At 64.2% G+C, this 12,179-nt stretch carries 10 protein-coding genes and 1 pseudogene; 6 read left to right on the plus strand and 5 right to left on the minus strand.

The features are described from left to right. Positions 1–38: 38 nt before the first annotated feature. From JQ566_RS32625 to JQ566_RS32635, 3 genes and pseudogenes are all read right to left on the minus strand, one after another. A pseudogene (locus tag JQ566_RS32625) lies at positions 39–191 on the minus strand (PilZ domain-containing protein); the annotation flags it as partial. A gap of 21 nt (positions 192–212) precedes the next feature. Continuing rightward, positions 213–1,916 (minus strand): FMN-binding glutamate synthase family protein, encoded by a 1,704-nt coding sequence (locus JQ566_RS32630; RefSeq protein WP_212380055.1) that lies wholly within the window; start codon positions 1,914–1,916, stop codon positions 213–215. A 383-nt stretch (positions 1,917–2,299) separates the two neighbouring features. Then, positions 2,300–3,073, minus strand: coding sequence for a ferredoxin--NADP reductase (locus JQ566_RS32635; RefSeq protein ID WP_212380057.1), 774 nt, complete (start codon positions 3,071–3,073; stop codon positions 2,300–2,302). Between the two features lie 373 nt (positions 3,074–3,446). Between JQ566_RS32635 and JQ566_RS32640 the strand changes: the two genes are divergently transcribed. Beyond that, positions 3,447–4,259, plus strand: coding sequence for an ATP-grasp domain-containing protein (locus tag JQ566_RS32640; RefSeq protein WP_212380059.1), 813 nt, complete (start codon positions 3,447–3,449; stop codon positions 4,257–4,259). 62 nt (positions 4,260–4,321) lie between these two features. Here JQ566_RS32640 and JQ566_RS32645 read toward each other — a convergent pair whose 3' ends face one another. Next, the gene (locus tag JQ566_RS32645; RefSeq protein ID WP_212380061.1) at positions 4,322–5,254 is read right to left on the minus strand and encodes an amino acid ABC transporter substrate-binding protein; all 933 of its coding nucleotides are present in this window, start codon (positions 5,252–5,254) and stop codon (positions 4,322–4,324) included. A 9-nt stretch (positions 5,255–5,263) separates the two neighbouring features. Beyond that, positions 5,264–6,562, minus strand: coding sequence for a dicarboxylate/amino acid:cation symporter (locus JQ566_RS32650; protein ID WP_212380063.1), 1,299 nt, complete (start codon positions 6,560–6,562; stop codon positions 5,264–5,266). Positions 6,563–6,773: 211 nt separating this feature from the next. Here JQ566_RS32650 and JQ566_RS32655 point away from each other — a divergent pair, with 211 nt between their 5' ends. From JQ566_RS32655 to JQ566_RS32675, 5 genes are all read left to right on the plus strand, one after another. Beyond that, positions 6,774–7,775 (plus strand): NADP-dependent oxidoreductase, encoded by a 1,002-nt coding sequence (locus JQ566_RS32655; RefSeq protein WP_212380065.1) that lies wholly within the window; start codon positions 6,774–6,776, stop codon positions 7,773–7,775. 165 nt (positions 7,776–7,940) lie between these two features. Further along, positions 7,941–8,789, plus strand: coding sequence for a cysteine rich repeat-containing protein (locus tag JQ566_RS32660; RefSeq protein WP_212380067.1), 849 nt, complete (start codon positions 7,941–7,943; stop codon positions 8,787–8,789). A 128-nt stretch (positions 8,790–8,917) separates the two neighbouring features. After that, on the plus strand, positions 8,918–9,133 hold the full coding sequence (locus JQ566_RS32665) for a hypothetical protein (RefSeq protein WP_212380069.1): 216 nt from the start codon (positions 8,918–8,920) through the stop codon (positions 9,131–9,133). A gap of 191 nt (positions 9,134–9,324) precedes the next feature. Further along, positions 9,325–10,464 carry an FAD-dependent monooxygenase gene (locus JQ566_RS32670; RefSeq protein WP_212380072.1) on the plus strand — a complete coding sequence of 380 codons (1,140 nt, stop codon included), beginning with the start codon at positions 9,325–9,327 and terminating at the stop codon, positions 10,462–10,464. Then, entirely contained in the window at positions 10,461–12,074 is a 1,614-nt protein-coding gene (locus JQ566_RS32675) for a benzoate-CoA ligase family protein (RefSeq protein ID WP_212380074.1), read from the plus strand. Before JQ566_RS32670 ends, JQ566_RS32675 begins: the two co-directional genes overlap by 4 nt. The last annotated feature ends 105 nt before the right edge of the window (positions 12,075–12,179 follow it).

Consider the following 12,179-nt stretch of genomic DNA (forward strand, 5'->3'; position numbering starts at 1 on the left):
ACGACAGCTGAATGTGCTGAGAGCTCAAGCCAAGCCACCTACCCGAACCTCACCCCGATCCGCTTTTCCTTGCGCCAGACCACGGTGCAGGACAGATGCGTGCCGTCGGCCTGGACGAGCAGGGTGAAATGCTCGGGGATGCCGACGGGGCTGGTGACGTCGAGTGCGGCGCCGGTATCCGAGAGATTGCGCTGCCTGCCGCGGCCGGCATCTCACGGCGACGGCTGGAACGTCTCGGAGCGCGCCATCTTCCAGGCATCGCGGAAGCGCGGATCTTCCGTGCCTTCGAGCAGCTCGCCCGGACGCAGCGCCGGATAGAGCTGCGCGAAGGACTTCACCTGGGTCGTCGACGTCCGTTGGCTGAAATGGATCGGGCGCAGCTGCTGCGGATGTTCGAGGCCGGCCGCGGCGATCAGCTCGGTCAGCGAGTGCAGCGTCGCATGATGATAATTGTGCACGCGGTCGATCTTGAGCGGCACGTAGAGCGCGCGCGCCCGCGTCGGGTCCTGCGTTGCGACGCCCGTTGGGCAGCGGTCGGTGTGGCAGCTCAGCGACTGGATGCAGCCGAGCGAGAACATGAAGCCGCGCGCCGAATTGCACCAGTCGGCACCGATCGCCATCGCGCGCGCCATGTCGAAGGCGGTGGCGATCTTGCCGGAGGCGCCGATCTTGATGCGGTCGCGCGCATTGATGCCGACCAGCGCGTTGTGGACGAAATTGACGCCCTCGCGCATCGGCATGCCGAGATGATCCATGAACTCCAGCGGCGCGGCACCGGTGCCGCCCTCATTGCCGTCGACGACGATGAAATCGGGATAGATTCCGGTCTCCAGCATCGCCTTGCAGATCGCCAGGAATTCCCAGGGATGGCCGATGCACAGCTTGAAGCCGGCCGGCTTGCCGCCGGAGAGGCGGCGCATCTCCGCGATGAACTGCATCATGCCAACCGGCGTGGAGAAGGCGCGGTGCGAGGCCGGCGAGATGCAGTCCTCGCCCATCGCCACGCCGCGGATCTTCGAAATCTCCTCCGAGACCTTGGCCGCCGGCAGCACGCCGCCATGGCCCGGCTTGGCGCCCTGGCTGACCTTGAGCTCGACCATCTTGATCTGGTCCTCGCCGGCGACGCGCGCGAACGCCTCAGGGTCGAAGGAGCCGTCGAGATGACGGCAGCCGAAATAGCCGGAGCCGACCTCCCAGATGATGTCGCCGCCCATCTCGCGGTGATAAGGGCTGACGCCGCCCTCGCCGGTGTCGTGCGCGAAGCCGCCCTTCCTGGCGCCGGCATTCAGCGCCCGCACTGCGTTCGGGCTGAGCGCGCCGAAGCTCATCGCCGAGATGTTGAACACCGAGGCCGAATAGGGTTTTGCGCAATCCGGCCCACCGATCACGACACGGAATTTTTCCCTGGCATGCGCCTTCGGCGAGACCGAGTGATGCATCCACTCGTAACCCTCGCGATAGACGTCCTCCTGGGTGCCGAACGGCCGCTTGTCGAGCTCCATCTTGGCGCGCTGATAGACCACCGCCCGGGTGTCGCGCGAGAACGGCATGCCGTCCTTCTCGCTCTCGAAGAAGTACTGCCGCATCTCGGGCCGGATCTCTTCGAGCAGGAAGCGGATATGCGCGGAGATCGGGTAGTTGCGCAGCACCGCATGGCTCTTCTGCAGGAGATCGCGGACGCCGAGCAGCGTCAGCGCGGCGAAGATCAGGATCGGGACCAGCAGGATGTCGAAGATCTTGCGGTCGGCGATGCCGATGCCGATCAGGAGCGCGGTGACCACCGCGCAGATCGTCAGCACGATGAAGCGCGGCGAGAAGGGCAGCAGCAGGGTTTCCATGATCCCCTCTTCCGCCAGCGGCAGGCGTTTGGGGGATGAGTGTTGAGGCGATTCCTGCGTATTGTTGTCGTCGGCCACGATCCGATCCTCTCGCCAGCATGAGGCGGTACGATACGCCCCCGCCTGTCATACGGATATGACGCGGCCCTTGTTTCAGGCTAGCGAATTCGGCTGGCGCAGATCAATCCGCCGAGAGGATAGGCTGCTGCAGCGCAACAGAGAGGATGTGGGTGGAGGAGCCTACAGTCGCCATAAACTGAGCTGTCGTCCCGGGCAAGCGTAAGCGCAGACCCGGGACCCATACCCACAGGGAGGAGTTTGGCGACGGCTGGTAACCACCAGCTTTGCACAACATCTTTCCCTGTGGTTATGGGTCCCGGATCGGCGCGCGCTTTGGGCGCGCTTGTCCGGGACGACAGCTGAGTGGATAATTAGGCGTTCGGCACGATGGCGAACGGCGCTCACCGCTCGACGAAGGCCTTTTCGATCACGAAATGGCCGGGCTTGTTACCGCTTCCTTCGACGAAGTCGCGGCTCTCGAACATCGCCTTCAGCTCTTCGAGCATCGCCGGGCTGCCGCACATCATGATGCGGTCGGTTGCGATGTCGAGCGGGCCTTGACCGATGTCGTTGAAGATCTGCTCGGAGTTGATGAGGTCGGTGATGCGGCCGCGATTCCTGAACGGCTCGCGGGTCACGGTCGGATAATAGATGAGCTTGTCCGCGAGCAGCTCGCCGAACAGCTCATCCTCGCGCAAGGTCGCCACCAGCTTCTCGCCGTAGGCGAGCTCGGAGACCTGGCGGCAGCCATGCACCAGCACGATCGACTCGAACTGGTCGTAGACCTCGGGGTCCTTGATCAGGCTCGCGAACGGCGCAAGGCCGGTGCCGGTCGAAAGCAGCATCAGCCGCTTGCCGGGGATGAGGTTGTCGGTGATCAGCGTGCCGGTCGCCTTGCGGCCGACCAGGATGGTGTCGCCTTCCTTGATCTTCTGCAGGCGCGAGGTCAGCGGACCGTCCTGCACCTTGATCGAGAAGAACTCGAGCTGTTCCTCGTGATTGGCGCTCGCCATGCTGTAGGCGCGCAGCAGCGGGCGGCCGTCAACCTCGAGACCGATCATGGCGAACTGGCCGTTCTGGAACCGGAAGCCGGTGTCGCGGGTGGCACGGAAGCTGAACAGCGTGTCGGTCCAGTGGTGGACGGAAAGAACCTTCTCTCGGTAAAACGCGCTCATGATTTTCGATATTCCGAATAACTGCGGTTTTAGGCCAAAGCGTTGCCCGGCCCTGAAATCGGGGCGGTCACCATTTGCCATGGCGGAGGATTTCGCGTGTGTGATCTACGCCATTGAGACCAATAATCAACCTCGTTTCGGATGCAATTGATGCCGGTCAAACCGGCATTTGCGGCAGAACTGGTCAGATCATTAATGAATCTGCTGCCAGGCCGGCGCGGAGGGCAATTTCTTTCCTCCCCGATGCCTGGTTGGAGCACTTAATTTCCGTCGCCCTCGCGAGAATTTCATTAAGAATAGCTCTGATTTTCATCCCGATTGGCGCCGATTCCCGCATTTTTGCGGCTTTTGGCGACAGGAGCGACGAAGAACCATGGCAAGCGGCGAGCGAATCTTCGTTCAGGCGATCAGGCGCTATTGCGCGGACCACGGTATCGCGGTCGAGGTCCGCTCCGGTGGCTGGCTGATCGCGATGCGCCGGGGACCGAGGCGCCACTTCGCCTTCGGCTACGACATCGGCCTCAACAGCGCCATCGCCCACCGCCTCGCCAACGACAAATCGGCCACCGCCGAGGCGCTGGCGCTGGCCGGCGTGCCCTGCGTTCCCCATCGGCTCTTCCTCAACCCGAGGCTGGGCCAGAATGTTGTTGGCACCGCCTGGCGAGAGGCGATGCTCGTGCTGCTTCACGACCATCCGCAAGGCGTGGTGGTGAAGCCGAACGAGGGGACATCGGGGCGATCGGTGTTCAAGGTGACGACGGAGGCGGAGCTCGACCACGCGGCCAGCGAGGTCTTTTCCATGAGCACAGGGCTCGTGATCTCGCCTTATGTCGCGATCGAGCAGGAGGTCCGCGTGGTGCTGCTCGATGACGTGCCCCTCGTCGTCTACAGCAAGCAGCGTGGCTCGGACTGGCGGCACAATCTCGATGCCGGCGCGAAGCCGGTGCTACTGAAGGACGGCGAGGTTCGCACAGCTTGCGTCAAGCTCGCGATCGACGCCGCACGCGCCATCGGCATCGTCTTTGCTTCGATCGACGTGGTTCGTGTCGATGGCTCTTGGCGCGTGCTCGAGATCAACTCCGGCGTGATGATGGAGGCGCTGGCGAAGCTGCATCCGGAGCTGGTGCAGGCGACGTATGACGCGGCGCTGGACCGGGTGTTTGGGGAGAGCGGCAAAGAATATTAGCCACGGCACAGGTGCCCACCCTCCCCTGGAGGGCCCTCCAGGGGAGGGTAAGAGAGACCGCGCTAATTGTTCGCGCTGGGGGAATCGTCCATCGCCCTGAACGCTTCCTCCAGTTGCAGCGAGATCGGCACGTTCAGGCGCTCGCCTGTGGGCAGCCGCGCGGTGAACCATTTGTTGTAGAGCGGGACGAGGTCGCGGTTGGAGCCGAGCTTGCGGAAGGCGCGCTCGACCAATGCGGCGAGCTGCGGCTCGCCCTTGCGGAACATGATGCCGTAGGGGTCATAGGACAGATAGTCACCAACCACGCGAAAATATTCCTGCGCCTTATGGCGCGCGATCAGGCCGTAGAGCAGGATATCGTCGGTCGCGAATGCATCGGCCTTGCCGTCGTTCACCATCCGGAACGACTGCTCGTGATCCGGCGCAGTCACGATGTTGAGGCCGAGCGAGAGCTTCTTGTCGACGGCGTGCATCGCCTGCTCGTTCGTTGTGCCCTTGGTCACCACGACGGTCCGGCCCTTCAGGTCCGCAACACCGGAAATTGGCGCTCCCTTCGGCACCATCAGCTTGGTGCCGGCGACGAACATCAGCGGCGAGAATGCGACGCGCTTGCCGCGCTCGGCATTGGCCGTGGTCGAGCCGCATTCCAGGTCGATCTTGTTCTGGAGCACGGCGTCGATGCGGTCGTCCGAGGTGACCTTGACGTAGTCGGTCCTGAGGTTGGGATCGTCGACCTCGACACCGATCTCCTCGACGATGGCCTCGCAGAGCTCGAGGCTATAGCCGATCGGGCGGCCCGACTGGTCGAGGAAGGAGAACGGCGGCGAGCTCTCGCGATAGCCGAGCCGCACGGTGTGCGCTGTCTTGATCGCCGACAGCGTCGGGCTGAGCCCTTCGCTGCCGACAGTCTGGGCGAACGCCGTGGTCGCGAGCAGCGATGCTGCCGCGAGCCACAGGAACCCGCCGATCACTGACCTCGCCAGTGTCTGGCCCATGGTTCGCTCCTACCCATGGCCGGCCATCGCGGGCACTTCGCCCGGGACCATGTCCTCGGGCACGACGTCGCCGGGTCCGAGCGCGTGCTCGGGCCCGAGCTCACCTTCCCATTTGGCCACGACCGAGGTCGCAAGCGTATTGCCGATCACATTGGTGGCGCTGCGGCCCATGTCGAGGAAGGTGTCGATGCCCATGATCATCAAGAGGCCCGCCTCGGGGATGTTGAACTGCGCCAGCGTCGAGGCGATCACCACGAGGGAAGCACGCGGCACGCCGGCGACGCCCTTCGAGGTGATCATCAGCGTCGCCAGCATCGCGAGCTGGGTGCCGAGCGGCATGTCGATATGATAGCTCTGCGCGATGAAGACGGCCGCGAAAGTGCAGTACATCATCGTGCCGTCGAGATTGAAGGAATAACCGAGCGGCAGCACGAAGCTCGAGATTCGCGATGAGGCGCCGAAGCGGTTGAGCGCCTCGAGCGTCTTCGGATAGGCCGCCTCGGAGCTCGCGGTCGAGAACGCGATCATCAGCGGCTCGCGGACCAGCTTGAGCAGATGGCCGTAGCGCGGCCCGATCACGGCGAAGCCGACAACGACCAGGATGGCCCACAGGATCATCAGCGAGAGATAGAAGCCGCCCATGAAGACGACGAGCTTCCACAGCACGGCAAGCCCGTTCTTGGCGACCGTCGCGGTGATCGCCGCCCACACTGCGAGCGGCGCGAACAGCATCACATAGCCCGTCACCTTCAGCATGATGTGGCCGACGTCGTCGATCAGGGCCAGGATCGACTTGGAGCGCTCGGGCATTGCGCCCATCGCCACCGAGAAGAACACGGCGAAGATCACGATCTGGAGAATCTCGTTCTGCGCCATCGCGTCCGCGATCGAGGTCGGGATCAGATGGGTCAGGAATTTCTCGATCGAGAAGGCCGAGACCGGCAGGCCGGTCGATTGGCTCGCCGCGGGCAGCGTGCCGGGGAAATTCGCGCCGGGCTGCAGCAGATTGACCATGATCAGGCCGAGCAGCAGCGAGACGAAGGAGGCGCTGACGAACCAGCCCATGGTCTTGGCAAAGATGCGGCCGAGCTTGGAGCCCGAGCCCATATGGGCGATGCCGCCGACCAGGGTCGCGAACACCAAGGGCGCGATGATCATCTTGATCAGGCGCAGGAACATCATGGCGATCAGGTTGATGGAGGACGCCCAGTCGGCGCGCGTGTCGGGCAGGAAATTGTAGATCGCCGACCCCATGACGATGCCGAGCACCATCGCCGCCAGAATGTATTGCGTGAACCTGTTGGACATCGCTTACCCCACATACACCGGCGCTTCATGATGTCGCAGATACGGCGACGACGCAACACGCTTTGCGTGTGGTCGCGTTTTCAGGATGTTCCCGTTGTGAAATGGAACGCAGCGATCTAGCCTTCATGCGACGCACAACACATGCGGCCTGCACGTTTTGTTTGCGGCGGCTGCATCAATAATCGTCAACACGATCAAAGAGGGAAACGCCATGAGCGGACATGTCAATCGCCAGATTCTGCTGGTGGAAAAGCCCAGCGGCAAGCTCGGCCCCGAGCATTTCAAGATGGTGGAGAGCACAGTGCCGGAACCAAAGGACGGCGAGGCCCTGCTGCGGGTACGATACATCTCGCTCGATGCCGCCAACCGCGCCTGGATGCACGGCGCGACCTATCGTTCGGCCATCGAGGCCAACAGCGTGATGGCCGGCGGCGCCATTGCCGAGGTCGTGAGCTCGAAGGCCGAGGGGCTTGCGCCCGGCGACATCGTGTTCGGTGACACCGGCTGGCAGGAATTTGCCGCGGTGCCGGCGAAGCATCTCACCAAAATGCCGAAGCTCGAGCCGATGACGCATCTGCTCAGCGTGTTCGGCATCGCCGGCCTCACCGCCTATTTCGGCTTGCTGGAGATCGGCAGGCCCAGGGAGGGCGAGACGGTCGTGGTCTCGGCGGCCGCGGGCTCGGTCGGCTCGATCGTCGGACAGATCGCGAAGATCAAGGGATGTCGGGTCATCGGCATCGCCGGCGGCACTGATAAGTGCAACTGGCTGACCTCCGAGCTCGGCTTCGATGCCGCCGTAGACTACAAGGACGGCGCGGTGTTCAAGGCGCTACGTGCAGCCGCACCTGACGGCATCGACGTCTATTTCGACAATGTCGGCGGCGACATTCTGGAAGCCTGCCTGCCGCAGATGAACAATTACGGCCGCATCGCCTGCTGCGGCGCGATCTCGCAATATGACGGCGCGCCCGCCGCGCACGGCCCGCGCGGCGTGCCCGGACTGATCGTGGTGAAGCGGCTGACCATGCAGGGCTTCATCGTGATGGATTACATGAAGGAGAGCCAGCGCGCGCTCGCCGACCTGCAGGCCTGGGTCAAATCCGGCAAGCTGAAAGTGCAGGAGGACATCATCGACGGCCTCGAGAATACGCCGAAGGCGCTGATCGGATTGCTCGCGGGCGAGAACCGCGGCAAGCGCATGGTGAAACTCTAGCGCCGCCCTCACTGCGTCGTCCTTGGCCACAATCCGCTTGCGATAGCGGACAAAGCGGCCAATGATGCCATGCACCGCATGGCTCGCGACGATTGCAATCGCATCATTTTTGGAGCGCCGAACGGTCATTCGAGCGCTCCACCTATAGGGCAGGAACTCATACAGATGTTCAAGACATTGAAGCATGGCGCCACGCGCAGCGCGTTGGTGGCGGCAGCGCTGTTCGCAACTGCAACACCGATCTTTGCGCAGGCGCCGACCGACGCGCAGAAGAGCGCGATCCGGTCCGCGTGCCGCTCGGACTTCATGGCGCACTGCTCGAGCGTGACGCCGGGCGGCGTCGAGGCGTATCAATGTCTGAAGAAAAACGTTTCGAGCCTGTCATCAGGATGCCAGACCGCGGTTCGCGCCGTCGAGCCCGCGGCGGCTCCGAAGACCGAAGCCGCTCCCGCCGCGCCGAAGACTGAAGCTGCGCCCAAGGTCGAGCCGACGCCCGCCGCTCCAAAGGCGCAGGCGGCGCCCGTCCCGCCTCCCGCCGAACCTGCCAAGCCGGCCGCGCCGGCGGCGGCGTCAAAAGCTGCTCCGGCCAAGCAGCCGAGCAGCGCGCAGGTCTCCGGCATCAAGAGCGCCTGCCGATCCGACTATCCAAAAGTCTGCGCCAGCGTGCCGCCGGGCGGCACCCCCGCGCTCGAATGCCTGGAGAAGAACAAGGCAAGGGTTTCACCGTCCTGCCAAAGCGCGCTGAGCGCGGCATCCGGCACAGCAACTACGGCGGCGCCTGCGGGTGCGGCTCCCGCGACTGCGCCCGCCGCGGCACCGACCACGCTGGCCTTGCGCCCGCTACGGCCACGCGAGCAGCTGTTCGTCGCCCAATCGGCCTGCGGCGCCGACATCCGTACGATCTGCGCCGGCGTCGAGGCGGGCGGCGGCCGCATCATACAATGCCTCGCCAGCAATGCCGCGTCGCTGTCACCGGCCTGCAGGGACGTTCTGGCGCCCTTCGCCGCGCGATAAAGCGGCGCACGATGACGCGCCAAGGCGCGTCACAAGGAACGACGTGCGTGAATGAAATTTCGCGCGGCCGCAATGATGAGCTTTTCGCAGATTGCCGATTTCGATCACGACAAGACCGGGAGGACAACATGCGTTCATTGCTGCTCGTTGCTTCTGCCCTCTTCGCCTTCGCCGCGACCATGGCGTTCGAGACCACCGATGCCAATGCGGTGGTGTGCGCCCGCGGCGTGTATCGCGCCGGCTGCGCCGGTCCGAACGCGGCCGTCGTGGTCCGCAAGCCCGTGCCCGTGGTTCGTTGCACCAGGGTGCTGGTGAACGGGGTCTATGTGAAGCGTTGCGTCTGACGCGCCCGGGTGGCTAATCCGGCCCGGTTTCGCTATGATTTGCACCTGACGGTTTCGGGCGCTCGCAAAACGTGTGCCCGAGGGCGAGCTATGGCGTGCCGGCCATGCCGATAATTCCGCTGGCGCCGGGCGCTGGAGCACATTAGTCTACCCCTAGATAGTAAGTATACTGTCAATTAGGGAGGCAGACGTTGCGGATCGCCGTGATCGGCGGGGGGCCCGGTGGGCTCTACTTCGCCTATCTCTGGAAGAAGCGTCACCCCGACGATCAAGTCGACCTGTTCGAACAGAACCCGGCCGACGCGACCTGGGGCTTTGGCGTCGTGTTCTCCGACCAGGCCCTCGAGTTCCTGCGCGCCGACGACCCCGAGACCGTCGATGCGATCGCGCCGCATATGGAGAGCTGGGAGAACATCACGGTGAACCTGCACGGCGACAGCGTCGCCATCGACGGCGTCGGCTTCTCCTCGATCGGGCGCCTTGAGCTCCTCAAGTTCCTGCAGCAGCGCGCGCTCGATGCCGGCGTCACGCCGCGCTTCGATACGCAGATCCAGGCGCTCGACCAGCTCAATGGCCACGATTTGATCGTTGCCGCCGACGGGCTCAACTCACTGGTGCGCCGGGCCTATGAAGGCGACTTCGGCACCTCGCTGTCCTATTCCTCCAACAAGTTCGTCTGGTACGGCACCTCGAAACGCTTCGACACATTGTCGCAGACCTTCGTGAAGACCGACCGCGGCGCCTTCAACGCCCATCACTACCGCTATTCGCCGACCATGAGCACCTTCCTGGTCGAATGCGATCACGCCACCTGGCAGGCCTATGGTTTCGCCTACAAGGACGTCGAGCAGTCCAAGGGTGTCTGCGAGGAGGTATTCGCCGACACGCTCGGTGGCCATTGCCTCGTCTCCAACAAATCGGTGTGGCGCAATTTCCCCTGGGTCTGGAACGAGCACTGGTCGTTCAAGAACATGGTGCTGATCGGCGATGCGCTGCATTCCGCACATTTCTCGATCGGCTCGGGCACGCGGCTCGCGATCGAGGACGCCATCGCGCTGGTCAAGGCGCTGGAGTCGGATGCGCATCTTGCGACCGCGCTGCATCGCTATCAGGCCGCGCGCAAGCCCATCGTGCAGAAGCTCGTCGATGCCGCGCGCACGAGTGCGTTCTGGTACGAACACTTCGCCGAGCACATGACGCTTCCCCTGATGGACTTCGCCTACAGCTACATCACCCGCTCCGGCCGCATCGACGATTCCCGGCTGCGCGCGATGTCGCCGGCCTTCATGGCCCGTTATGAGACGGCCAAGAACGGCGGAGATGCAACATGAGCAACGGGATCCGCGACCAGGTGCCGGCCGACAGCCCGGGCGCGCGCGAGATCGGCTTTGCCGTTCCTGACATTTACAACGCCAGCCGCGTTCTGTTCGACAATCTCGGCAAAGGCCGCGGCGACAAGATCGCGCTCATGGGCCCGGCAGGCACGCGGACCTATGCCGAGCTGTGCGGCGAAGCCTGCCGCTGGGGCAACGGTTTCGCCTCGCTTGGCCTCGAGCGCGGCGACCGCGTGCTGCTGTTCCTCGACGACACGCCGGCCTACCCGGCCGCGTTCTTCGGCGCGGTCCGCGCCGGCTTCGTGCCGCTCCTGATCAACACGTTGACGCCGCCGGACCTCTTGCAATTCTATCTCGCCGATTCCGGCGCGACTGTCGCGGTCGTCGAGTCCGAATTCTGCGCGCGGTTCAATGCGGAGGCCTGCAAGGACACGGACCTGCGGATGCTGATCGTCGTCAATGGCGAGGCGGGCGATCACGCGGCGCCGCGGGCGGTCGCGGCGGCAAGCTGGCTCGCGCAGTTCCCGACTGAGCTGGCGGAAGCGCCGACGCATCGCAATGAAATGGCGTTCTGGATGTATTCCTCCGGCTCGACCGGACGGCCCAAAGGCATCGTGCACCTGCAGCACGACATGGCCTACACCGATGCCGCCTTTGCGCGGAACGTGCTGAAGCTGACGCCCGACGACATCTGCTTCTCGGTGCCGAAGATCTTCTTCGCCTACGGCTTCGGCAATTCCGTCACCTTCCCGTTCTCGGCCGGCGCCGCAACGCTGCTGCTGCCGGGCCAGCCGAAGCCTGCGGCGATCTTCGCGGCGATCGAGCAGTACAAGCCGACGGTCTTCTTCGGCCTGCCGACGCTCTATACCTCGCTGACCAAGGCCGACGGCGCGGACAAGACGAACTTCTCGTCGCTGCGCATGGCGCTCTCCGCCGCCGAGGTGCTCTCGGCCGAGGTCTTCAACGGCTGGAAGACGCTCACCGGCCTCGAAATCGTCGAAGGCCTCGGCTCGACCGAGGTGCTGCACATCTATCTCTCCAACCGGCCCGAGCAGAAGAAGTTAGGTGCCGCCGGCCTGCGCGTGCCCGGCTACGAGGTCGCGCTGCGCGACAAGGATGGACGTGAGGTCGGCGACAACGAGGAAGGCATCTTGTGGGTCCGCGGCGATTCCAACACGCCGCTGTACTGGAACCGGCCCGACAAGTCCGCCGAGACCATCCGCGAGGAGGGGTGGATCTACACCGGCGACCGCTTCGTGAGGGATGCCGACGGTTTCCACTTCTTCCGCGGCCGCGCCGACGATCTCATCAAGATCTCCGGCCAGTGGGTCTACCCGCTCGAGGTCGAGCTGTGTCTCGCCGACCACCCCGATATCCGCGAATGCGCGGTGTTCGCCGCCGAGCTGCCGGACCGTCGCATGACGCTGAAGGCAGTGGTGGTGATGAACGACCGCGCGGTGGACCAGGGTGAGGCGACGCGCAGGCTGCAGGACTATGTGAAGGGCAAGCTGCTGCCGTACAAATATCCGCGCGAGGTGATCTTCATCGACGAGTTGCCGAAGACGGGCACGGGGAAGATCGACCGGCAGGCGTTGCTGCGGATGTAAGGCGACGGCGCCGCCACACGTTCCGCAATCGTAGATTCCATGGGCGGTGAGCGTGGCCTTTCCGATAGGTTTGGGTTTCCACACTCGAACCCACGGAGAGTCAGA

The sequence above is a fragment of the Bradyrhizobium sp. SZCCT0231 genome (assembly GCF_018130245.1).
GTDB classification, from domain to species: Bacteria; Pseudomonadota; Alphaproteobacteria; order Rhizobiales; family Xanthobacteraceae; genus Bradyrhizobium; species Bradyrhizobium japonicum_F.

Bases quoted from the DNA above. Each gene is read 5' to 3' on its own strand.
- JQ566_RS32645 (WP_212380061.1), bottom strand. From the start codon at position 5,254: ATGGGCCAGACACTGGCGAGGTCAGTGATCGGCGGGTTCCTGTGGCTC.
- JQ566_RS32660 (WP_212380067.1), top strand. From the start codon at position 7,941: ATGTTCAAGACATTGAAGCATGGCGCCACGCGCAGCGCGTTGGTGGCG.
- JQ566_RS32635 (WP_212380057.1), bottom strand. From the start codon at position 3,073: ATGAGCGCGTTTTACCGAGAGAAGGTTCTTTCCGTCCACCACTGGACC.
- JQ566_RS32655 (WP_212380065.1), top strand. From the start codon at position 6,774: ATGAGCGGACATGTCAATCGCCAGATTCTGCTGGTGGAAAAGCCCAGC.
- JQ566_RS32640 (WP_212380059.1), top strand. From the start codon at position 3,447: ATGGCAAGCGGCGAGCGAATCTTCGTTCAGGCGATCAGGCGCTATTGC.
- JQ566_RS32675 (WP_212380074.1), top strand. From the start codon at position 10,461: ATGAGCAACGGGATCCGCGACCAGGTGCCGGCCGACAGCCCGGGCGCG.
- JQ566_RS32665 (WP_212380069.1), top strand. From the start codon at position 8,918: ATGCGTTCATTGCTGCTCGTTGCTTCTGCCCTCTTCGCCTTCGCCGCG.
- JQ566_RS32650 (WP_212380063.1), bottom strand. From the start codon at position 6,562: ATGTCCAACAGGTTCACGCAATACATTCTGGCGGCGATGGTGCTCGGC.